A 22,144-nucleotide genomic window follows, 5' to 3' on the forward strand; every position below is an offset into this window, starting at 1 on the left:
CCTACGCCACTCCCCCGCGCCCCCTTCGCCCTGCCTCCACAACCGATACCGGCCCGTCGCCCGGTGTTCGACCGCCCGGCCGGGCCCGGGTTCGCAGGCCCCGGAGCGAGGTCCCCGGCGCCCTTCGGGCCCGCCCGTCCGAACCCGCCGAGCGGTCTTGGCCGCCGCGTCCCTGGCGCGGCGCCCGGGTGGCGCGCAGCGTGGAAGGGTGCAGGCCCCGCGAGGGCGCGGGGGCGGTGGTAGCAGGCGGGTGGTGCGGGTCATGACCGGCAACGGGACCAAAGGGGCCGGGCGGCGGATCGTGGTCGGGATCGACGGCTCCGAGCCCTCGAAGGCGGCGCTGCGCTGGGCGGCGGGGCAGGCGGCGCTGACCGGGGCGGCGGTGCACGCGGTGGCCGCGTGGGAGTACCCGTCGCTGTACGGCTGGTTCGCGCCGATGGTGGACGACGGCTTCGAGCAGTCGGCGCGCCGGAGGCTGACCGCCGAGGTGGACGAGGTGATCGGCCGGCAGCGGCCGGTGCCGGTGGAGGAGAGCCTGGTGCTGGGGCACGCGGCGGAGGTGCTGCTGGAGGCGGCCGGGGGCGCCGACCTGCTGGTGCTCGGCAGCCGGGGCCGCGGGACCTTCGCCCGGACGCTGCTGGGGTCGGTGAGCGCGCGCTGCGCCGTGCACGGGTCGTGTCCGGTGGTGATCGTCCGGTCCGACGGGACGGCCACCGCGCCCACGCCGCTCGCGGCGGCCGGTTCGGCCGGGGGAACGGCGGGCACGGCCGGAGGAACGGCGGGCGACGGCGGGGAGCCGGCCGTCCGCACCAAGGACTGGCGGTTGAGCCTGCACTTGGTCGAGGACCGCGACACCACCCGGGTGCACGCGGTGCTCGACGCCGACGGCTCCGTCCTGCACAGCGACGCGCTCGCCCGCCGCAATCCGCAGGACGCCCCGGCGCCGACGGTGGGCGACGAGTTCGCGGTCGGCCGGGCCCTGGTCGACCTCGGCCACCAACTGCTCCGCGCGGGCACCCACGGCGCCACGGGTCCCGCCGAGGAGTGACATGCTGACGGCCGAAGGACAAGATGACGATCGACGATCGACGATCGACGGCCGATGCCTGACAGCTGACAGTTGACAGCTGACAGATTTCAGATGACGGATAACAGATGACAGATTCTGTCAGCCCAACTCCGGGCGACCACCCCGCCCCGTCCCCCGACTTCACCCCCGCCCAGCGCGCCCGCGGCCGCGCGCTGCGCCGCGCCCAGCTGCCGTGGGCGCTCGGCGGGCGGCTCACCGGCCTGGCGCTGACCCTGGCGCTGGGGCTGACGCCGGCGGGCGCCGGGCTGGTGTCGGCGGTCGGCGGCTGGTTCGGCGGCTCGCGGACGGCGGAGGTGCTCGCCGGGGCGGCCGCGCTGGTGCTGCTCGGGCAGCTGGCGCAACTGCCGTTCGGGGCGGGCGCCCGGTCGGTGCGGGCCCGGTTCGGCCTGGTCACCCAGGGCTGGGCCGGCTGGGCGGTGGACGCCCTGCGCGGGCTGGCGCTGACCCTGGCCCTCGCCCTGCCGGTGGCCTTCGGCCTCTACGCGCTCACCGACCGCTCGCCGGAGCGGTGGTGGCTGCCGGCGGCGGGCGCGGCCGCGCTGCTGACCGCCGCCCTGTCCTTCCTCTACCCCCTGCTGGTCGAGCCGGTGTTCAACCGCTTCACGCCGATGGAGCCGGGCCCGCAGCGCGAGGCGCTGCTCGGCCTGGCCGAGCGGGACGGCGTCCGGGTACGGGACGTCCTGGTGGCGGACGCCTCGCGCCGCACGACGGCGCTGAACGCGTACGTGTCGGGCCTGGGTGCGACGCGGCGGATCGTCGCGTACGACACGCTGCTGTCGACGGCCGATCCGCGCGAGGTGGAGCTGGTGGTGGCGCACGAGCTGGGGCACGTCAAGCACCGCGACGTGCTGACCGGCACGGTGCTGGGCGCGGTGGGCGCGGCCGTCGTGGTGGCGCTGCTGGGCCTGGCCTCGGGCTGGGACCGGCTGCTGTCGGCGGCGGGCGCGACGAGCGCGGCCGATCCGCGCTCGCTGCCACTGCTGGCGGCGTGCGCCGCGCTGCTGGGCACGCTGTCCGGCCCGGTGCAGTGCGCGGTGAGCCGCCGGGTGGAGACCCGCGCGGACCGGCACGCCCTCGAACTGACCGGTGACACCGAGCAGTTCATCGCGATGCAGCGCCGACTGGCGCTGACGAACGTCTCCGACGTCGACCCGCCCCGGGTGCTTGAGCTACTGTTCGCCACTCATCCGAGCGCCACCCGGCGGATCGCGGCCGCGCGCGCCTGGCGGGCACAGCGCTCCCCCGCACCCGAAGTCGTTGTATAGTGCAACAAAAGTCCGAGACCCCGAGGAGGTAGGTCACCGTGCCCGACCGCGAGACGTCGATCGCCACCATCCAGCGCGAGCTGACCGCCTTCGCCCGCCGCGCCCGCCACAAGGCCTCCCAGCTGCACCCGGACCTCTCGCTGGTCACCTACAGCATCCTGGACCTCATCACCGAGCGCGGCGGCTGCCGGGCCGCCGACGTCGCGGCGCACTTCATGCTCGACAAGTCCACCGTCAGCCGCCAGGTCACCGCCCTGGAGAAGCTCGGCCTGCTGCGCCGCGAGACCGACCCGGAGGACCAGCGCGGGCAGATCCTGCTCGCCACCGACGCCGGGCTGACCCTGCTGCGCGAGGCCAACGAGCAGCGCCGGCTCTCCTTCGCCGCCCGCTTCACCGGCTGGGCGGACGAGGACGTCGCCCGGTTCGCCGACTACCTGACCCGCTACGGCGCCGAGGGCTGACCCCCCAGTCCGCCACCGGCGGCAGACACCGCGGCCGGCCCCGGCCGCCGCCCCGGGGTGCGGCGGACCGCCCGGACGGTGTACAGAGGAGAGGTGCCACTTCGGCAGCCTCCCCGCGAGCGGCACCCCCGCGCGGGGCACCCCGACGACCGGCGTTCCCGTGACCGCCGCCGTTCCTGGCGGCCCGACCGCCGGGCGCTGACGGCCGTACCGCTCGCGCTGATCGCGCTGATCACGGTGGTGGACGTGCTGTCCCCACCGGACATCCACCTGGGCCCGCTGCTGATCGTCGCCCCCGCCCTCACCGCCTCCGTCGCCGGCGCCCGCGCCACCGCCGCCGTCGCCGTGCTGGCGATCGCCGCGCTGACCGTCATCGGCATCCTGCGCGACGGCGTCACCACCGCCAACCACGAGACCCAGCTCGGCGCCCTGCTCGCCGTCTCGGCCCTCATCGTCGGCCTGCGCGTGCTGCGCGACCGCCACGAGCGCCAGCTCGCCCAGGTCCGCTCCGTCTCCGAGGCGGCCCAGCGCGTCCTGCTGCGCCCGCTGCCCGACCGGATCGGACCGCTGCGCCTCGCCTCCGTCTACCTGGCCGCCGAGGCCGAGGCCCAGGTCGGCGGCGACCTCTACGCGGCCTCCCGCACCGCCTCCGGCACCCGACTGCTGGTCGGCGACGTCCGCGGCAAGGGACTGTCCTCGCTCGGCGACGCCGCGCTGCTGCTCGGCGCCTTCCGGGCCGCCGCGCACCTGCACGCCGACCTGCCCGGGCTGGTCGGCTACCTCGACGGCAGCATCGCCTGGGACCTCGCCCAGCTCGCCGAGCAGCAGCGCGCCCAGGCGCGGCGGGCCCACGCGCAGACCCGGCTGCCCCTCCCGACCGTGCTCCGGCAGGGCCCGCGCCCGCCGCCCCTCGACGGGACGCCGCCCACCGCCGGCACCGCCGACGACACCGACGCCGCGGCGGACGACAGCGGCGAGTCGTTCATCACCGCCCTGGTCCTGGACATCCCGGACGACGAGGCGGTGGTCCGGCTGGTCGACTGCGGCCACCCGCCGCCGCTGCTCCTGCACGGCGACCGGGTCACCGCCCTGGAGCCGGCCCGCACCGCGCCGCCGCTCGGACTCGGCGAACTGGCCCCGGGGGCGTACGCGGTGGAGGAGTTCCCGTTCCGGCCCGGCGACCGGCTGCTGATCTACACCGACGGCGTGATCGAGGCCCGCGACGCCGCCCGGCGGTTCTACCCGCTGCCCGACCGGGTCGCCGCCCGGACCGCCGACCACGCCGCCGAGCCGCCGGACGCCCTGCTGCACCACCTGCGCCGGGACCTGCTCGGGTACGTCGGCGGGCGGCTGGACGACGACGCGGCCATGGTCGTGGTGGAACGCCTGGGCTGAACCGGGCCGGACACCCGCGAGCCGCGAGCCGCGAGGCTCACGGCCGGTACGGCAGCTGCGGCACGTCGAAGCAGGTGGTGGTCATGGACTCCACCTGGGTGACCCAGCCCCCGCGCCCGCCCTCGGCGGAGTCCTGCCAGCGGGCCGCGTCGAGGCAGGCCCGGGTGAGCCCGGTCGGCGGGGGCTGCGGGACGAAGGAGGCGGGCAGGATCAGCCCGTGGGCGTCGTAGGGCTCGGGGCGGTTCATGAACCGTTCGACGCAGGCCCGGGTCAGCTCCGCGCCGCACGGGTCCATCGCGTCGGCGAGCCACTGCGCGCCCGCCCAGCCCTCCAGCTCCCAGGCCGAGAGCAGCGGCTCGCGGTCCGGGTAGTAGCGGGCCATCGCCGCGCGGAAGGCGGCCACCGCCGGGTGGCCGACGTCCTCGTAGTTGAGCGAGGAGGAGGTGGCCCAGAGCGCGTTGCGGCAGGCGGGCGAGGCCCGGTAGTCGGTGCGCACCGTCTCCGACCAGTTCTGCACATTGGTCACCTTGGCGGTGACCCGCACGCCGGCCTCGTCCAGGGAGCGGCAGAGCGCCGCGTTGCCCCGGGTGTCCATGGCGTCGAACAGCAGCTGCGAGCCGTCCGCCCGGACGGCCGCGGCCACCGCCTGGAAGTTCGGCAGCGCGAAGTCCACCGTCTGCGTGAGCACCCGGTAGCCCTCGGCCTCCAGGCCGGCCCGCAGTTGGGCGGCGTAGCGGGCGGAGTCGGCCTGGTTGTAGGCGACCACGGCGGCGCTGGTCGCGCCCAGCCGTTCCTTGAAGAAGCGGAACACCTCGGTGGACTGGTAGAGCGTGCCGTTCCAGCCGACGGCGTGCCCGTCGCGCGGCGCGCCGCTGCCGTAGATGCCGTACAGGTGCGGCCAGCGGTCGTACGCGGTGCCGATCGGCTGGCCGCCGACGTCCGGGACCGCCTTGCCGCTGACGTAGGGGGCGCCGGCGTAGTCGAGGACGCTGCCGGAGACGAAGGCGAAGACGTGCGACTGGTCGATCAGCCGGTGCACGCAGTCCTGGTTGCCGATGCCGCTGCCGCCGTCGTCGCAGGTGACGAGCTTGACGGTGCGGCCGTGCAGGCCGCCGCGGTCGTTGAGGGCCTGGAAGAAGGCCTGGGCGCCGTAGCGCGGTCCGCTGAACACCTCGCTGCCGACCGGGCTGGTCAGCGAGGTGACGATGCCGATCCGGATCTCGGTCGGGGTGACGCCGGTATCGGAGGCCGGGTTGCCGCCCCCGGTCCCGGTGGCGCCCGCCGTGGTGGGGCGGGCGCCGAAGGCGTCGGGCGGCAGGCGCGTCCCGCAGCCGGCCGCGCCGGCGAGCACCAGCGCGAGAATGGGGGCGAGGGCGAGGGCGAGCGCCCGGGCGGGAGTGGCGGGGGTCAGCTGCATCCGGGGATCGGCGTGCCGCCGGCACCCGCGGCCTGGGCCAGCAGACCGCAGAGGGTCGCGCGGGAGACCTTCCAGGTCCCGTTGTCCAGCACGGCCAGGCCGGTCGCGGCCGGCTCGATCACGTTGCCCTGGAGGGACAGCTCGTAGGTGACGGTGGCCTCGGTCGGGGAGGTGAACGCCACGTCGGTCACCGTGGCCTTCACCTGGCCGACCCGCGGGTCCTGGGCGAAGCCCTGCAGGACGGGCAGCAGCACGTCGCCATTCTGGAGCAGCGAGGCCTTCTCGGGGATCGGGGTGGTCGGGTCGAAGAACTTCTGCCAGTTGGTGGTGATCGCGGTGGTGGCCGCGGCGGGATCGGCCGGCCCGGTGGCCCCGGGGCTCGGGGTCCCGGTCACCGTGGCCGTCCCGGTGGCGGTCGCCGTCGTCGTGGCGGTCGCGGTCGCGGTGGTGGTCGCGGTCGCGGTGGTGGTCGCGGTCGCGGTGGTGGTCGCGGCGGGCGGTGACGGACTCGCCGTCGAGGACTCGGACTTGCCGCTGCTGCAGGCCGCCACCGCGCCCACCAGCAGCAGCGCGAGCAGGGCGCCCACCGACCGCGGGACCGGGCCGCCCGGCCGACGGGTGCCGCTCTGGCTCACGTGCATGGTGTTCCTCGCTCCGGATGCTGTTCCAGGCCGATCCTGGAAACGTCGCAAGTGACACCATCAAGGCGGATCCATGGACGAATCGCAATCCGGGCGACAGAGCGCCGCGAACCGCGCGAAGGACGCGGTGGCCCGCGCGGTGCGCTCGGCGCGGGAGGGCGGCGGCTGGGCCGGATGGGCGCTGGTCGCCGCGGGGGCGGTGCTGTGCGTGCTGGGCTGGTACGGGGTGTCCGGCGAGCGCTTCGTCGAGCAGCAGGTCCCGTACCTGGCCTCGGCGACCGTCCCGGGCGCGGCACTGATCGTGGCGGGCGCCGTCCTGGTCGCGCTGCGCCCGCCCGGGCGCGCCCCGTCCGCACCGCCACCGCCGTCCGCGGGTCCGCCCATGGCCACGGACCGCCGGATCGAGCACCTGTACGCCCTGCTCGTCGACCCCGCCGGCACCGAGGGCGGCGGCTACCCCGCCGGGCCCGCCGGTACCGCGGCGGGCGACGCCGCCGGACCTCCGCTGGCCGTGCCCGGCGGCACGCTCTACCACCGCCCGGACTGCCCGCTGGTGGCGGGCAAGCCCGCCGCCGCCCCCGTCGGCGCCCCCGCCGTCCGGGACCGCGGGCTCACCCCGTGCCGGCTCTGCGACCCGGGGCCGCCCGGCGGGGATCCGGGAGGGAACACCGGCACGGATCCCGCCGGCACCACCACCCGTCCGGGCGATCCGCGCCCGCCGACCGGCTGAGGCGGCGCGATGACCGTCCTCGACCCGGCCGACCTCACCGTCGACCTCGCCCTCGCCGGCCTGACCGTCGGCAGCGCCGCCGCGCTCAGCGGCATCGGTCTGGTCGTCTGCCACCGCGCCACCGGCGTGCTCAACCTCGCCCAGGGCGCGCAGGCGATGCTCGTCGCCTACCTGCTGCGCGATCTGGTCGTCGAGCGGAACTGGCCGGTCTGGCCGGCCGTGGCGTGCTGCCTGCTGCTGGTGGCACCCGCCCTCGGTGTGCTGCTGGACGTTCTGGTGTACCGGCCACTGCAACGGCGCGGGGCCGGACCGGCCGAGACGACGGTGGCCGGGGTCGGCGTGTTCGTGCTGCTCATCGGGGTGGTGGTGCTGGTGTGGGGCGCCGCGCCGGTGGGCGGCGCGCCGTCGCCGCTCGGCGGGGCGCCGATCGCCCTGCCCGGCGGGCACACGCTGCGCCCGGACACGGTGGCGCAGCTGGCCGCGATCCTCGTGCTCGCCCTGGCGGTCGGCGTGACCACCCGGTTCACGCCGTTCGGCCTGCGGGTGCGGGCGGTGGTGGACGACCGGCGGCTCGCCGAGCTGGCCGGGGTGGACGCCGACCGGGTGTCGGCGGCCGGGTGGGCGTTCGGCTCGTTCACCGCCGGGCTGGTCGGGATCGCGCTCGCGCCCTACCTGCTGCTGGACCCGTACGGGCTGCCGCTGCTGGTGATGGAGACGATGGCGGTCGCGGTGGCGGCCCGGCTGCGGAGCATCCCGGTCGCGGTGGTGACCGGGCTCGGGCTGGGCGTCCTGCAGGCGGAGCTGACCCGGTTCCGGCCGGCCGGGCAGCTGCTTCCGCTGGTGCAGGCGGTGCAGGCGAACCTGTTCGTGGTGGCGCTGCTGGCCGCCGCGCTGCTGGCCGGTCCCCGGCTGGCCGACGGGCCGGGGCGGGCGGACGTCCGGCCCGTCGCCCCGTGGGCGCGGGTCCGCGGTGGCGGCGGCCGGGCGGCGCGGGCGGTCTGCCTGGTGCTGCTCCTGCTGCCGCTCGGCTTCCGCGGCAACGACCTGCGCGGCGCGCTGCTGGTGCCGGCGCTGGCGCTGGTGCTGCTGTCGATCGTCGTGGTGACCGGCTACGGCGGGCAGATCTCGCTCGGCCAGGCCGGGTACGCGGGGCTGGGGGCGCTCGGGACGGCGCTGCTGATGTCCGGGCGGATCCCCGGTCTGCCCGCCCTGCCGGCCGCGCCGGCGCTGCTGTTCGCCGTGCTCGCCACCGCGCCGCTCGGCCTGCTCACCGGCTGGCCGGCGATCCGGCGACGCGGGCTGGCCCTGGCGCTGGTGACCTTCGCCGTCGGAACGACGCTGAGCCGCTTCGTCTTCCAACAGCCCTACGCCACCACCGGGTTGGTCCTGGACCGGCCCGCGTTCCTGGCCGGCGACCGCGCCTTCTACCTCGCCGAGCTGGTGCTGCTCGGCCTGGGTGCGGCCGCCGTGCGGGCGCTGCACGGCGGGCGCACCGGCCGCGCGCTGAGTGCGATGCGCGACCACGAGCCGGGGGCGTCCGCGGCGGGGGTAAACGTGCCGGGGCTCAAGCTGTTCGCCTTCGTGGCGGGCGCGGCGTTGGCGGCGCTCGGCGGCGGGTTGATGGGCATGGCCGGGCGCGCCTTCGACCCGGCGGCGTTCGATCCCGTGCAGGGACTGCTCTGGTTCGCGGCCGTGGTGGTCGCGGGCGCCGACAGCGCGGCAGCCGCGATCCTGGCGGCGGCCCTGCTCATCGGGCTGGACACCGGCACGGTGGCGGGGGTGTCGGCGGTCGCGGTCGGTGCGCTGGCGGCCGCCATCGGCCGGCTCCCGGGCGGCCTGGCCGGGCTCGCCGCGAGCCGGGCGGCACGGGCCGCCGCGCCGGCGCCCCCGGCGCTCCTGCCGCTTCCGCCCGTGCCCGCCGGACGGCTGACGCCGGCGGGCCGGCGGGTGCGCGCGCTGATCGCCGCCCGCCGGACGGCCGGTGGCGGGGCGCCCGGGGAGGCCGCGGAGGCCGGGCCGTGACCGGGCCCCGCCGCGCCGCCGCGCCGACCGGCCCACTCGCCGGCCGGCTGACGGCACGCGGGGTGGTGCGGCGATACGGCGGGATCGAGGCGGTGGCGGGGGTGGACCTGGTCGCGGCGCCGGGGCGGGTGACGGCGCTGATCGGGCCGAACGGGGCGGGCAAGAGCACGCTGTTCGACTGCCTGGCCGGGACCGCCCGCCCGGACGCGGGCCGGGTGCTGCTCGGCGGCCGGGACGTCACCCGGCTCCCGGTGCACGCGCGGGTGCGGCTCGGGCTGGCCCGCACGTTCCAGCAGATCGCCGTGTTCCCGACGCTCTCGGTGGCGGACAACGTGCGGGTCGGCGCCGAGCAGCGGTCCGGCCCGGCGGACGGCCGGACGGCGCGCGCGCTCGCCGTGTTCGGGCTGGCGGCGGTGGCGGCGGAGCCGGCCGGCGGGCAGCCGACGGGCGTGCTGCGACTGGTCGAGCTGGCGCGCGCGCTGGCCGGCGAGCCGCGCGTGCTGCTGCTCGACGAGCCGGCGGCGGGCCTGGACACCGCGCAGACCGCCCGGCTGATCACCGTCCTGCGCGGTCTGGCCGACGACGGCATGGCCCTGCTGCTGGTCGAGCACGACCCGGATCTGGTGTCCGAGCTCGCGGACACCGTCTACGCGATGGCCGACGGCCGGGTGGTCGCCGCCGGTCCGGCGGCGGCGGTGCTGGCCGACCCCCGAGTGGTCCGCGCCTGGGGCCGGTGAGGGAGCGGCTGACAACTGACAACTGACAGATTTCAGATAACAGATAACAGCTGACAGATGACAGATATCAGCTGACAGATTTCCAACTTCCAACCCTCAACCCGCGCTCGACCCTTCAGGGAGGTCCCGTGCCCGTCGAAGTCGCCCTGTTGGCCGTGCGGGTGCGCTACGGCCCGCTGGAGGCGCTGCACGGCGTGGACCTGGCCGTGCCTTCCGGGCAGGTGACGGTACTGCTCGGCCGGAACGGATCCGGCCGCACCAGCGCGCTGCACGTGCTCGCCGGGCTGGTGCGGCCCGCCGCCGGGCGGGTGGTGTGGCGGGGGCGGGACGTCACCGCGCTCGGCGTGCACCAGCGGGTGCGACTCGGGCTCGCGCTGGTGCCGGCGGAGCGGGCCGTGTTCCCCTCGCTCACCGTCGCCGAGCACCTCGCCCTCGGCGCCCACCCCCGGGGCGACTCCGCCCACGAGGCGCTGGAGCTGTTCCCCGAGCTCGCCGCGTTGCTCCCCCGGCAGGCCGGGACCCTCTCCGGCGGCCAGCAGCAACTCGTCGCCGTGGCACGGGCGCTGACCGCCGCGCCGCGGCTGCTCCTGCTCGACGAACCGGACCGGGGGCTGGCCCCGGCCACCGCCGCCCGGCTGCACGCGCACCTGCTGTCCTCGGCCGCCGCCACCGGCCGGACGGTGCTGCTGACCGCGCAGACCCTCCCGGCGACGCTGGCCGGGGCGGCCGCCGTGCACGTCCTGCACCGGGGCGAGGTCGGCTTCTCCGGGGAGCCCGGCGAGCCGCGAACGGTTCCGGACGCGGCGCGGTGATCACCTCGCCCGGCGCAACGGCGGCCGTGATCTCGCCCAACAGGAGCCTCGCCCCGGTGAGTTCACGGACCGCCCCGGCGATCCGGGCGCGCTCGCGGGCCAGGCCGTCGAGGAGTTCGGGGCAGCTCGGGCCGGGCGGACGCCCGCCCGGCCCCCCGGCACGCCGGACAGCAGATCGACGCCGCACCCAGGGAGCGGACCGCGCCGCCGACCGTCACTGCGCGAGGTAGCCGCCGTCCACCGGGAGAACCGCACCGGTGATGAACGACGCCTCGTCGGACGCCAGGAAGAGGACCGCCGCGGCCACCTCCCCGGGAGAGCCGAGGCGGCGCATCGGGTGGAGCTGCTCGATGGCGGCGAGGTACTCGGGCCCGCCGGGCTCGTCCCGCAGCCGGGCGACCCGCTCGGTGGTGATGGTGCCGGGGGCGACGGCGTTGACCCGGATGCCCCGGTCGGCCCACTCCACCGCGAGGTGCTTGGCGAGGCCGGAGGCGACGAACTTGGCGGGCCCGTAGACGGCCTGCCCGCGCTGCCCGGCGACACCGGAGATGGACGAGACGCAGACGATCGCCCCACCGGAGCCGGCCATCGCCTCGATGGCGTACTTGCAGGTGAGGAACATCCCCCGGCCGTCGACGGCCATCACCTGGTCCCAGTCCTCGGCACCCGCCTCGGTGATCTCCATCAGCGGGATCACCCCCGCGTTGGCCACCAGGACGTCCAGCCGGCCGTGCCGTTCGACGGCGGCGGCGACCATCAGGCGGGCGTCCTCGTCCCGCGAGACGTCGCCGACCACCGTGCTGACGGCCTGCGGCAGCTGCTTCTCCAGCCGCCGCAGGCCGTCGGCGTCGAGGTCGGTGGCCACCACCGACGCCCCCTCGCGGGCGAAGAGTTCGGCGACGGCACGGCCGATCCCGTTCGCCGCACCGGTGACCACACAGGACTTCCCGGCCAGCCGCCCACCGTTCCCCCGGGCCGCCGCGGTCTTCAGATCCTCCATGCCACCGAACTGTAACGGCTCGGTTTCACCGGGTGAAGACCGTCGACGGCACAAGCCCGCTACGCCGCCGCGCGGGCGTCCGTGACCAGGGCCTCGGCGGCGGGAAGGTTGGGCTGCGGGTGGGTGAGCAGGTGCACACCGGCCGCCAGCGCACCGCCGACCAGCGGCGCGAGGAGGAACAGCCACAGCTGCGAGAGTGCCGGACCGCCCGCGAACAGGGCCGGGCCGAGGCTGCGCGCCGGGTTCACCGAGGTGCCGGTGAGCGGGATGCCGACCAGGTGCACGACCACCAGGGCCATGCCGATCGGCAGCCCGTCGAAGCCGGTGGCGGCGAGCCGGTGGGTGACGGCGAGGACCACGTAGACCAGCAGGAAGGTCAGCACGACCTCGGTCAGGAAGGCGCCGCCGGCGTTGATGTGGACCGCGGAGCGGTCGCCCCAGCCGTTGGTGCCGAGCTTGCCGTGGGTCTCCAGACCCGGGACCTGCTTGGCGAGCAGCAGCACCAGCGCCGCGCCCGCGATGCCGCCGAGCACCTGCGCGACCCAGTACGAGACCGCCGTGCGGCCGTCGATCCGGCGGGCCAGCAGGAACCCGAGCGTCACCGCCGGGTTCACGTGGCAGCCGGAGATCGGCCCGATCGCGTACGCGAGGGCGAGCAGCACCAGGCCGAACGCGAGCGCGATGCCCACCGAGCCGATGGCCTCCCCGGCCAGCACCGCCGCTCCCACCGCCAGCAGCACCAACAACAGCGTTCCGAGGAATTCGCCGACCACCGCTCGCCTGTCCATCCGGGTCCTCCTGACCTCGTCCGCGCGGACGGCCTGGCGCCGCCCGTCGCTCCCGGCCGACCCCCTGCACCCGCATGGGCGAGCGCAGGTCGGCCGACCGGCTGATCCCCGCGATCACGGGGATTCCGAGCGTCGGATTATTCCAAACGAGTGAAAATCAGACCAATCCGGACTTAGCTCACCATCAGGACGATCTTCCCCCGCAGGTGGCCGCGCTCGCTCTCGGCCTGCGCCTCGGCGGCCTCCGCCAGCGGCAGCACCCGGTGCAGCGGCAGGGCCAGAGCGCCCGTCTCGAACAGTTCGAGCGCGCCGTTCAGCGCCGGGCGGTCGTAGGTGACGGTCGCCCCTCCGCCGCTGAAGCGCACCCCGTGCTGCTCGGCGCCCTGCCAGTCGGCGATGGTCAGCACGCGCTCCGCGCCGCCCGCCAGCTCGACGGACAGCGGCAGCACCCCCGTCCCGGCCGCGTCCAGCACCCGGTCCACGCCCCCGGGCGCGACGGCGCGGACCCGCTCGGCCAGCCCCTCGCCGTACGCCACCGGGACGGCGCCCAGCTCACGCAGGTACGCGTGGTTGGCCTCGCTCGCGGTGCCGATCACCCGGATCCCCCGGGCCCGGGCGAACTGCAGCAGCACCGTGCCGACGCCGCCCGCCGCGCCGTGCACCAGCAGGGTCCGGCCGGGCTCGGCGCCCAGCAGGTCGAGCGCGCGCCAGGAGGTCTCGGCCGCCACCGGGATCGCCGCGGCCTGCGCCCAGCCGAGCGCCGCCGGCTTGCGGGCCAGCCGGTCCGCCTCCGCCAGCACGTGCTCCGCGTAGCCGCCGCCGTGCACCGCGCCGAGCACCTCGTCGCCGGCCCGCCACTCGGTGACGCCCTCGCCGACCGACTCCACCACGCCCGCCACCTCGTAGCCGACGACGGCGGGGAGGGTGACCGGGAACAGCGCGATCAGCGCGCCGGAGCGCACCTTGTGGTCGAGCGGGTTGACGCCGACGGCGCGCACGGCGATCCGCACCTGGCCGGGGCCGGGCGCGGGCAGCTCGATCCCGATCGGCCGCAGGACGTCCACGCCGCCGTGCTCGGCGAAGCCGATCGCCTTGCTCGAAAGGGTGCTGCCGCTGAAAGGGTTGCTCATGGGAAGGCCCACCGTTCTTTCGCTGCTGGGGACTTGGGGGCCGGGCGGCCTCCGTCGTCGTCCCGGTGACGTCTCCAGCCTGGTACGGGCGGCCGGTCCGCCCGCCCCGCCGATCGGACGGTTCCACCTGTCCCTTCGGCCAGGCCGCCCGGGGCGGGCGCGCACTACGCTGGTCGGCATGGTGGAGCAGCCGCGCGGCAACGGCGGGCACGGGAACGACGACGGGCACGGCGACGGACAAGGCGTCGAACAAGGCGGCGGACAAGGCGTCGGACACGGCGGCAACGGGGCGGCCGGTCCCGGCGGGTGGTCCTGGGACGACCCCGAGGGTGCACTGGCCCTCACCGCCGAGGTGCTGCGCACGCCCCGGCCGAGGCTGATGGCGAGGATCTCCGAGGCGCTCGCCGGGCTCGTCCCGCACATCGCGCTGGCCCAGCTGAGCGGGATCTGCACGCACTCCCCCGCGAGCGTCACCGGCCCCGAGGAGTTGTCCGCGCGGATCACCGGCGCCGAGTTGGCCGGGCTCCGTGACCGGGTGACGCCCGGCCGCCCCTGGCAGGGCGAGGCGGTGCTCGGCGGACGCCTCCGCCCGGCGGTCGCCGTGGCGGCGGCGCCGGCCGGCAGCAACGGCGCGCTGCTGGTCCTGGTCCGGGCGGCGTCCGGAGCCGGGACCGGCCGCCCTCCGGCGCCGCTGCCCGAGCGGCCGCTGCGGGTGCTCCAGCAGCTGTGGGAACTGCTGACCACGCACTCCCACCACCGGGCCGTCGACGCCGCACCCGCGCACGCCGCCGCCTCGCGCGCCTCGGCGAGTGCGCGGGCGCGCACCATCGCCGAACTCGGCGGCGCCCACGCCTCCGCCCTCTCCGCGATCCTCGCGCCGCTGCGCTCGGCCGCCCTGGACGACGCCACCGCCCGGCGCAACGCCACCGACCTGGCCGTCACCGCCCTGCTCGACCTGCGCGGCGCCGCCGACCTCGACCGCGAGCTGAGCGAGGAGCCGGCCGCCACCGCCTTCGCCCGACTCGCCGACGAGCTAAGGCCGTTGCTGCGGCACAGCCCGGTCCGGCTGGACCTGCTGGCCCCGGCCGAGGGGGACCGCTCGGTCCCCGCCGACACCGCGCACGCCGCCCGCGCCGCCGTCCGCTCCACCGTGCTCGCCATGCTGGAGCAGGACGCCCCGAGCCGGCTGCACGTGCGGTGGCAGTTCGTCGACAACGGCCTGCGCGCGGTCGTCCGGGACGACGGCCCCGGACTGCTGACCGCCGACGCACTCGCCGTCCACCGCACCGCCGACCGGATCGCCGCCCTGGCGGGCCGGCTGGCCGTCGACGCCGTCCCCGGCTGGGGCACCACGGTGACCGTCGACCTGCCCCTGCACGCCCCCGAGGCCGGAGCGGCGACCTCGACCGACCCGCTGGAGGGCCTGCACCCGAGGGAGTTGGAGGTCCTGGACCAACTCGCCCGCGGCCGCCGCAACCGCGAGATCGCCCACGCCCTCCACATCAGCGAGTCCACGGTGAAGTTCCACGTCGCCAACATCCTCGCCAAGCTCGGCGTCGCCTCCCGCGGCGAAGCCGCCGCCCTGGCCCACCGCGCCGGCCTCCCCACCCCCCTCCACGCCCCCCTCCCCACTCCCCTCCACGCCGCTTCCTGACCGCGAGAACCCCGCCGGCGTCCCACCCCACACGGGAGGTCGGCCCGGTCGGCCTTCCGTGCGGGAGCGGTCAGTAGTAGTGGCGCAGGTGCGGCCGCAGGGTGGACCAGGGCCGGTGGGGGCCGGGGCACAGGAGGACGGGGGCGTGCTGTTCCCCGTTGGGGACGGCGTGGCCGTTGTCGACGTGGCCGATGGGGTGGCAGTCGGTGAAGTGGCGTTCCGCGTCGGGGAATCCGACCGGGTGAACGAGGAGGACCGGGCCGTCGAGGGTGTCCGGCGGCGGGCCCCAGTCGGCGAAGGCCAGGTGCCCGGAGTAGGGGGTCGGCAGGCCGCGGGCCGGGCCGTAGCGGGCGAGGGCGCCCGCCTCGCCGTAGTCGGCGGCGAGGAGGACGGCCCGGATGCGCCGGTCGGGCGGGATGGTGCGCCGGCCCTCGGCCGCGGCGTCGGCGAGTTCGGGCCAGCCGATCTGCTCGCCCTGCTCCCGGTAGATCCAGCCGACGGCCGGGGTCAGCCGGGCCGGCAGCACGGGGAGGGTGATGACGACGTTGACGGCCGCGCCGATCGCCAGCGCGGTCGCGGCGCGCCGGATCCGGCGGGGACCGGCGGCCACCAGTCGGCGGGCGACCGGTTCGCAGCCGGCCGCCGTCAGGACGAGCAGCGCCGGCAGCGCGTAGTACGGCTTGCCGTCGGCCGCGACCACCAGGACGCAGAGCGCCGGGTAGGCGACCGCGAAGGACTTCGCCCGGGCGAGGTCCGCGTCCAGGCGCAGCCGACGGAAGCCGGCGAGCCAGATCGGCACCAGGACCGGCGACAGGTACAGCACCTGCATCGGCACGAACAGCAGCCGGTTCTCCGAACCGTCCTGGCCGCTGATGCCGGCGGCGACGGTGAGTTCGGGCCGGCCGTGCGCGGCCTGCCACCACAGGTCGGGCAGCGCGACGGCCCCGGCGACGGCCAGGCCCGCCGCGGGCCACCGGCCGCGCAGCACGGCGCGCGGGCCGACGGCCAGGACGGCCGGGACGAGTGCGGCGGCGAGCAGCAGGACGAGGTCCTTGTTGAGCAGCGCGACCCCGGTCGCCGCGCCGACGGCGAGCCACCAGCGGCCGTCGCCGGTGCGCAGCAGGCGCAGGACGAGCAGGCAGACGACGAGCCAGGCGCACAGGTCGAAGATGGCGGTGTTGAGGAGGTGTCCGACCGCGAGGGCGAACGCCGAGCAGGCCGCGCACCCGGCGGCGAGCAGTTGGCCGGCCCGTCCGGCGTCCAACTCCCGTGCCAGCAGCGCGACCAGGACGACGGCGGCGCCGCAGAGCAGGGCGGGCACGACGCGCAGGCCGGTCGGGCCGTCGCCGAACAGGGCGGTGGAGGCCCGCCCGAGGAGCGGGGTGAGCGGCGGCTGGTCGGCGTAGCCCCAGGCGGGGTGGCGGCCGGCGACGAGGAAGTACAGCTCGTCGCGGTGGAAGCCGTAGCGGCCGGACAGTGCGATCTGCAGCGCGGTGACCGTCGCAGCCAGGGCGGCGACCGGCCCGGCGGCGAACGGCTTCAGCGCGGACATCCCCGTGTGTCCACCAGGGGAGTGTGGCAGTCCTCCTGCGGAGCGGGAAGGCGGAGCGCGGGGTCGGATCCGCCGTCGCCCCCGGCGGCCCGGCCTTGTCCGGAGGGCGTCGGAGGGCGCCGGAGGGCCTCTCGGGAGCGGGTGGTGGTGGCGGCGGGCGGGCGTCGGGTCTGTCGGCCGAGATTCGGGGTCGGGCCCCGGCCGATGCGGCGGCGGCCCGCGGCCGTGGCTGCGACCATGGCCGTGGCCGTGGCCGGGCGGTACCGCCGCCGGTCAGGCCCGCCCGGTCTCCGTCCGGCGGGTGCGGGCGCGCAGGTGGAGGCGTTCACCCTGCTTGCCGAAGAGGCTGAGGACCTCGACGTCCCCCGCGCCGGTGGAGCCGAACCAGTGCGGGTTCTGGCAGTCGAACTCGGCGGCCTCGCCGGGGGTGAGGACGACGTCGTGCTCTCCGAGCAGCAGCCGCAGCCGGCCGGAGAGCACGTAGAGCCATTCGTGGCCGGTGTGGGTGGCGAGCGAGGGGGTCTGCTGGGCCGCCGGGATGGTGATCTTGAAGGCCCGGGGCTCGGTGCGGTGGCGGGAGAGCGGGACGAAGGTCCGGCCGTCGGCCCGCCCCGGGTGCTGGTGGACGCGCGGGTCCTCGACGCGCGGGGCGGCGACGATCTCGTCCAGCGGGACGGCGAGGGCGGCGGCGATCGGCAGCAGGAGTTCCAGGCTGGGCTTGCGCTGCTCGGACTCCAGCCGGGACAGCGTGCTCTTGGAGATGCCGGTGGCCTGGCCGAGGTCGGCCAGCGACAGGCCCTTGCGCTCGCGCAGCCGGCGCAGCCGGGGGCCGATCTGGCGCAGGGTGGCGGCGATCTCGGGGTTGGCGTCCTGGTCCATACGGCCGATCGAACCAGGCCGTCCCGGTTCCGGCAACGCGGCTTCCCGCTCCCCGCTCCCCGCTCCGCTATCTGTTACCCGCTGTCCGTTACCCATCACCCGAGCGGGCGGCGCGGCAGCGGCAGCAGGTGGTGCAGCGGCCGACCGGCGGCGGCCCAGCTCTCCAGGCGGGCGCGGTCGACCCAGTGGACCCCGTACTGGTCGCCCCAGTCCATCGCGTCGCGGGTGAGGCCGCCGTTGGTGACGACCACGGCGACGTCGGCACCGTGCACCGGGCCGGCGGTCCCCTTGACCTGGTACATCACCTGCACGCCGACCTTGGCGCCGACGGTGGTGTGCTTGGCCTGGAGGACGATCCGGCCGTGCCGGGGGTGGTGGCCGATCACATCGGCGGCCTGGTCGCCCTGCCGGCCGACCTGGTCCGCCGTCCAGCCGTCGCGGACCAGCAGGTCGCGCAGCGCGTACTCGAAGTCCTGGTCGCCCATCGCGTCCACCTCGGCGAGGCTGAGGCGCAGGCCGGCCAGCCGCTCGGTGCGGGTGCGCTCCAGCATCGGGCCGCGCGCGGCGCCCGCGAGCGTGAGCAGCGCGACCGCCACGAGGAACACCCAGGAGCGCAGCAGCGCCTGGGTGATGCCGAGCACGGCGACCGCGACCGCCGCGGCGACGAGCGCCGCCGCGAGCCGTTCCACCGGGCCGCGCGGCTTGCGGAAGTGGGCCGCCATCAGGGCGCCTCCGCTTCGGCCGGGCCCGCGTCGGCCCGGTCCGCGGACGTCGGCGCCGCCGTGGCGGCGGGCGCGGCGGGCGGCGGCGCGGCGGCGTCGTCGCGGTAGCCGACGAAGTGCCCGTACAAGTAGAAGACCGCGACCGCCCCGGCGATCACCCACCCGCTGGTCCGCCGCCCCGCAGCACCACCACCGCCGCCACCGCCCGAGCCGGGTTTGCGCCGGAGGTGGGCGCGCACCCGGACCCACTCACCGCCACCAGCCATACCTGCCTCCTCCTCCGCTGCACCAGCCTTCGGTGTAGCAGCGACGGCCGACAGCGGCGGGCCGTTATTCGGTACGCGCACCGCCGGAGCGCCGGAAATCGGCCACCTGCGCCCCGTCCGCCCCTCGCCGTCCGCGCCGCCCCGAGCGCCCCGCATCCCGCCCGACCTGCGGGAACGCCTCCCCGCCGACTTGACGGGAACCCGCCCGGCGCCCACCCGCCGGACGCGCGCCGCCCCGAGCGCCCCCGTGCGCGGTCGACGCCGCTCCCGCGCCCCGCGCGACGGGCTGTCACATCCGGGCGCTCCACGTCGTCTCCCTCCCGACAGCGGCCGCGGCCGGGACCGACCCGGGCCGGCCGGACACGGACGACCAGTGGAGGACGGGCTCATGGCACGGCGGCGGATCACCATCATCGGCGGAGGCTTCGGCGGTCTGACGGCGGCCATCTCGGCGGCCGAGGCCGGCGCCGACGTGACACTGCACGAGGCGCACCGCCGACTCGGCGGCCGGGCCCGCACCGCGCAGGCGCCGTACCGGGCCAACGAGGGGCCGCACGCCTTCTACCGGCGCGGCCCGCACTGGGCGTGGCTGCGGCAGCGCGGGCTGACCGGCCCGCGCGCCCGGGTCCCGCTCGGCGCGCTGCCGCGCACCCGCTACCTCCTCGACGACCGGCTGCGCGCGCTGCCGCCGCTGGCGGTCTCCCGGCTGGCGGCCCGGCGCGACGCGCCCGTCGGCCGGACCTTCCTGGGCTGGGCGAGCGAGGTGGCGGGTGAGGCGACGGCCCGGGCGGCGGCCAACTTCGCGGCCGTCGCGACCTTCCACCACGCTCCGGGTCTGCTGTCGGCGGCGTTCACCCAGGAGCGGCTGCGCCGCGCCGCGAGCCTCCCGCCGGAGGCGGTGTACCCGGTCGGCGGCTGGCAGTCCGTGGTCGACCGGATGACGGCGCGCGCCCGGGAGCTGGGTGTGCGGATCGAGACCGGCTCCCGGCTGGAGGCGCTGCCGTTCACCGGTGACCCGGTCGTCGTGGCGACCTCCCTGGAGTCGGCGCGCCGTCTGCTCGGCGACCCGGGCCTGTCCGGGGAGAGCGGACGGACGCTGCTGCTCGATGTGGCGCTGCGGTCGCGGCGCGGCGACGCCTTCTTCGTCTCGGACCTCGACCGCACCGGCTGGGTGGAGCGCTTCACCACCCAGGACGGCAGTCTGGCCCCGGCCGGCGAGCAGTTGGTCCAGGCCCAGCTCCCGCTGGCCCCGGCCGAGTCGAGGGAGTCCGGCCTGGCCCGGGCCGAGCACCTGCTGGACCTGGGTTTCCCGGGCTGGTCCGAGCGCCTGCTGTGGCGCCGGTCCGCCGTCGCGAACGGGCGCACCGGCGCCGTGGACCGCCCGGGCACCACCTGGCGCGACCGCCCCGCGATCGACCGCGGCGACGGCGTCTATCTCGTCGGCGACCAGGTCGCCGCCCCGGGCGTCCTGAGCGAGGTGTCCTTCACCAGCGCCCTCGAAGCCGTCTCCCTGGCCCTCGCGCAACACCCCGCCGGCCATTCCCCCCACCGGCCCGCCCACCGATCCGCCCACCGGTCGACCGGCCCGGCCGCCCGCTGAACCCCGGGCAAGGGAGCGGCCGAAGGACCGGCCGAAGGACCGGCGCTACCCGGGGGCGGTGCCGGTGCGCAGCACGGCCTGGTCGCCGTGCGGGCCGTAGAGGTGGAGGATCTCCACGGCCTCCGCGCCGACCGGGCCGAACCAGTGGGGTTCGGCGGTGTCGAACTCGGCGGCCTCGCCCGGGTGGAGGGTGAACGCGCGGTCGCCGACGAGGAGCCGCAGGTCCCCGGCGAGCACGTAGAGCCACTCGTAGCCGGCGTGGCTGACGAGCCGGGGCTCGCGCGGGGCGAGGACCTGCTTGAAGACCTGCACCCGGCCCGGGTACTGGGTGAGTGGGACGAGGACGCTGCCGGAGTCGCGGTGGCGGGGCCGGAAGTGGACGCGGGGGTCGCCGGTGGCGGGGGCGTCGATCAGGTGGTCCAGGGCGACGCGGTGGGTGCGGGCGAGCGGGATGAGCAGGTCGAGGGTGGGGCGGCGGTGGCCGGACTCCAGACGGGAGAGGGTGCTCACGGAGATTCCGGTGGCGGTGGCGAGGGCGTCCAGGGTGAGGCCGCGGCCCAGGCGCAGCGCGCGCAGCCTGGGTCCGATGGCGGCGATGGTCCGCCCGACGTCGTCGGTCGCGGTGGCGGCGGTCGTGACATCGCCGGTCGCGGCGTCTCCGGTCGTGACATCGCCGGTCGCGGCGTCTCCGGTCGTGACATCGCCGGTCGTGACGTCGTCGGTCGTGCTGGGGTCGGCGTCCATGGGAGCGATTCTGCCCCGGGTCCGGCTCTTTGCGGTTTCCGCAAAAACACTGCGCCGAGGCCCTCCTCCGACCTGAGCATGGGCCCGCCGTTACGACGATCCGACCGGAAGGCGCGCCCACCCCATGACCACCACCACGGCCACCGCACCACCCCCTCCCCTCGTCACCGCCCGCCGGCGCTGGACCGTGCTCGCCGTCTGCGCGCTGAGCCTGTTCCTGGTCGGCCTGGACACCACGATCGTCAACGTCGGCCTGCCCGCGATCGGCCGGGGCCTGGGGGTGGGCACCCGCGACCTGGAGTGGATCGTGGACGCCTACACCGTCGTCCTCGCCAGTCTGCTGATCACGGCCGGCGCGCTCGCCGACCGCTTCGGGCGCCGCCGGGTCTTCCAGTGCGGCCTGCTGCTCTTCGGCCTCGCCTCGCTCGGCTGCGCGCTCGCGCCCTCGACGGGCGCGCTGGTCGCGGCGCGCGCCCTGCAGGGGGTGGGCGCGTCGATGCTCAGCCCGGTGGCGCTGGCGATCGTGGTGAACGCGATGCCCGACCCCCGGGAGCGGGCCCGGGCGATCGGCGTGTGGGCGTCGGTGTTCGGGCTGAGCATGGCGGCCGGGCCGGTGACCGGCGGGGTGCTGGTCGCGGCGTTCGGCTGGCGGTCGGTGTTCTGGGTGAACGTGCCGGTGGTGGTCGCGGCCGTGGTGCTGAGCGCGCTGTTCGTGCCCGAGTCCCGCGCGCCGCGCGCCCGCCGGCTCGACCTGCCGGGCCAGCTCCTGCTCATCGCGGCCGTGTCCGCGACGGTGGCCGTGCTGATCGAGGGGCCGCGACTGGGCTGGGCGTCGCCGTGGGCGCTCGCCGGGTACGCGGTGGCGGCGGCGGCCACGGCCGGGTTCGTGCGCGCCGAGCGCCACCGCGACGAGCCGCTGATGGACCTCGCGCTGTTCCGCCGGCCGGTGTTCGGCACGGCCGCCCTGGGCGCGGTGGCGGTGTTCGTCGCGCTGACGGTGAGTCTGCTGCTCACCACGTTCCAGTTGCAGCACGGGCGGGGGTGGTCGCCGACGGCGGCCGGGCTGGCCACCCTGCCGATGGCGCTGGGGGCGACGGTGTGCGCGCCGCTGTCCGGGGTGCTGGTGGGCCGGGGCGGACCGCGCCGGCCGCTGCTGCTGGCCGCCTGGTTCACGGCGGCGGGCGGGGCGCTCCTGCTGCTGCGCACCTTCCCGGCCGGCGGCGGCGCGGCGGACGTGCC

Annotated in this window: 19 protein-coding genes and 1 pseudogene; 10 read left to right on the forward strand and 10 right to left on the reverse strand. The window is 76.6% G+C overall.

The features are described from left to right. The first annotated feature begins 262 nt into the window (after positions 1-262). From ACFC0B_RS38265 to ACFC0B_RS38280, 4 genes are all read left to right on the forward strand, one after another. Positions 263-1,048, forward strand: coding sequence for a universal stress protein (locus ACFC0B_RS38265; protein WP_376097281.1), 786 nt, complete (start codon positions 263-265; stop codon positions 1,046-1,048). 107 nt (positions 1,049-1,155) lie between these two features. Then, on the forward strand, positions 1,156-2,355 hold the full coding sequence (locus tag ACFC0B_RS38270; RefSeq protein ID WP_376097284.1) for a M48 family metalloprotease: 1,200 nt from the start codon (positions 1,156-1,158) through the stop codon (positions 2,353-2,355). Between the two features lie 38 nt (positions 2,356-2,393). Further along, positions 2,394-2,816, forward strand: a complete 423-nt coding sequence (locus ACFC0B_RS38275) for a MarR family winged helix-turn-helix transcriptional regulator (protein WP_376097286.1) — start codon at positions 2,394-2,396, stop codon at positions 2,814-2,816. 198 nt (positions 2,817-3,014) lie between these two features. Then, positions 3,015-4,211 carry a PP2C family protein-serine/threonine phosphatase gene (locus ACFC0B_RS38280; RefSeq protein WP_376097338.1) on the forward strand — a complete coding sequence of 399 codons (1,197 nt, stop codon included), beginning with the start codon at positions 3,015-3,017 and terminating at the stop codon, positions 4,209-4,211. Positions 4,212-4,248: 37 nt separating this feature from the next. On the opposite strand, the gene ACFC0B_RS38285 is transcribed toward ACFC0B_RS38280, so the two are convergent. Together ACFC0B_RS38285 and ACFC0B_RS38290 are read right to left on the reverse strand one after the other, a co-directional pair. Then, positions 4,249-5,628, reverse strand: a complete 1,380-nt coding sequence (locus ACFC0B_RS38285; RefSeq protein WP_376097289.1) for an ABC transporter substrate-binding protein — start codon at positions 5,626-5,628, stop codon at positions 4,249-4,251. Next, positions 5,619-6,269, reverse strand: coding sequence for a hypothetical protein (locus ACFC0B_RS38290; RefSeq protein WP_376097292.1), 651 nt, complete (start codon positions 6,267-6,269; stop codon positions 5,619-5,621). Before ACFC0B_RS38290 ends, ACFC0B_RS38285 begins: the two co-directional genes overlap by 10 nt. Positions 6,270-6,342: 73 nt before the next feature. Here ACFC0B_RS38290 and ACFC0B_RS38295 point away from each other — a divergent pair, with 73 nt between their 5' ends. From ACFC0B_RS38295 to ACFC0B_RS38305, 3 genes and pseudogenes are all read left to right on the forward strand, one after another. Then, entirely contained in the window at positions 6,343-6,999 is a 657-nt protein-coding gene (locus ACFC0B_RS38295; protein WP_376097295.1) for a hypothetical protein, read from the forward strand. Positions 7,000-7,008: 9 nt separating this feature from the next. Further along, positions 7,009-9,758 (forward strand): annotated as a pseudogene (locus tag ACFC0B_RS38300) (ATP-binding cassette domain-containing protein). 128 nt (positions 9,759-9,886) lie between these two features. Beyond that, positions 9,887-10,570: an ABC transporter ATP-binding protein gene (locus ACFC0B_RS38305; RefSeq protein WP_376097298.1), complete on the forward strand. Its 684-nt coding sequence runs from the start codon at positions 9,887-9,889 to the stop codon at positions 10,568-10,570. Positions 10,571-10,784: 214 nt separating this feature from the next. Here the strand turns inward: ACFC0B_RS38305 and ACFC0B_RS38310 are convergent, their stop codons facing one another. The 3 genes from ACFC0B_RS38310 to ACFC0B_RS38320 all read right to left on the reverse strand — a co-directional run bounded on the left by ACFC0B_RS38310 (position 10,785) and on the right by ACFC0B_RS38320 (position 13,488). Continuing rightward, a complete protein-coding gene (locus ACFC0B_RS38310) occupies positions 10,785-11,570 on the reverse strand; it encodes an SDR family NAD(P)-dependent oxidoreductase (protein WP_376097301.1) in 786 nt (261 codons plus the stop codon). A 59-nt stretch (positions 11,571-11,629) separates the two neighbouring features. Continuing rightward, the gene (locus tag ACFC0B_RS38315; protein WP_376097304.1) at positions 11,630-12,358 is read right to left on the reverse strand and encodes an MIP family channel protein; all 729 of its coding nucleotides are present in this window, start codon (positions 12,356-12,358) and stop codon (positions 11,630-11,632) included. A gap of 173 nt (positions 12,359-12,531) precedes the next feature. Continuing rightward, positions 12,532-13,488 (reverse strand): NADP-dependent oxidoreductase, encoded by a 957-nt coding sequence (locus ACFC0B_RS38320; RefSeq protein ID WP_376097307.1) that lies wholly within the window; start codon positions 13,486-13,488, stop codon positions 12,532-12,534. A gap of 178 nt (positions 13,489-13,666) precedes the next feature. Between ACFC0B_RS38320 and ACFC0B_RS38325 the strand changes: the two genes are divergently transcribed. After that, a complete protein-coding gene (locus ACFC0B_RS38325; RefSeq protein ID WP_376097310.1) occupies positions 13,667-15,142 on the forward strand; it encodes a LuxR C-terminal-related transcriptional regulator in 1,476 nt (491 codons plus the stop codon). A gap of 70 nt (positions 15,143-15,212) precedes the next feature. On the opposite strand, the gene ACFC0B_RS38330 is transcribed toward ACFC0B_RS38325, so the two are convergent. The 4 genes from ACFC0B_RS38330 to ACFC0B_RS38345 form a co-directional block, all read right to left on the reverse strand. Beyond that, complete coding sequence (locus ACFC0B_RS38330; RefSeq protein WP_376097313.1) at positions 15,213-16,694, reverse strand: glycosyltransferase family 39 protein; 1,482 nt, start codon at positions 16,692-16,694, stop codon at positions 15,213-15,215. A gap of 273 nt (positions 16,695-16,967) precedes the next feature. Further along, positions 16,968-17,573: a helix-turn-helix domain-containing protein gene (locus ACFC0B_RS38335; RefSeq protein ID WP_376097316.1), complete on the reverse strand. Its 606-nt coding sequence runs from the start codon at positions 17,571-17,573 to the stop codon at positions 16,968-16,970. A 95-nt stretch (positions 17,574-17,668) separates the two neighbouring features. After that, the gene (locus ACFC0B_RS38340) at positions 17,669-18,295 is read right to left on the reverse strand and encodes a restriction endonuclease (RefSeq protein WP_376097318.1); all 627 of its coding nucleotides are present in this window, start codon (positions 18,293-18,295) and stop codon (positions 17,669-17,671) included. Next, positions 18,295-18,561, reverse strand: a complete 267-nt coding sequence (locus ACFC0B_RS38345) for a hypothetical protein (RefSeq protein ID WP_376097321.1) — start codon at positions 18,559-18,561, stop codon at positions 18,295-18,297. Before ACFC0B_RS38345 ends, ACFC0B_RS38340 begins: the two co-directional genes overlap by 1 nt. Before the next feature lie 388 nt (positions 18,562-18,949). Here ACFC0B_RS38345 and ACFC0B_RS38350 point away from each other — a divergent pair, with 388 nt between their 5' ends. Next, the gene (locus ACFC0B_RS38350; RefSeq protein WP_376097324.1) at positions 18,950-20,161 is read left to right on the forward strand and encodes an NAD(P)-binding protein; all 1,212 of its coding nucleotides are present in this window, start codon (positions 18,950-18,952) and stop codon (positions 20,159-20,161) included. Positions 20,162-20,206: 45 nt separating this feature from the next. On the opposite strand, the gene ACFC0B_RS38355 is transcribed toward ACFC0B_RS38350, so the two are convergent. Next, a complete protein-coding gene (locus ACFC0B_RS38355) occupies positions 20,207-20,905 on the reverse strand; it encodes a helix-turn-helix domain-containing protein (protein WP_376097327.1) in 699 nt (232 codons plus the stop codon). Positions 20,906-21,029: 124 nt separating this feature from the next. Between ACFC0B_RS38355 and ACFC0B_RS38360 the strand changes: the two genes are divergently transcribed. After that, positions 21,030-22,144: MFS transporter (locus ACFC0B_RS38360; protein WP_376097330.1), on the forward strand; the 1,115-nt coding region annotated here is incomplete at its 3' end.

The sequence above is a fragment of the Kitasatospora sp. NPDC056184 genome, from assembly GCF_042268405.1.
Taxonomy (GTDB): Bacteria; Actinomycetota; Actinomycetes; order Streptomycetales; family Streptomycetaceae; genus Kitasatospora.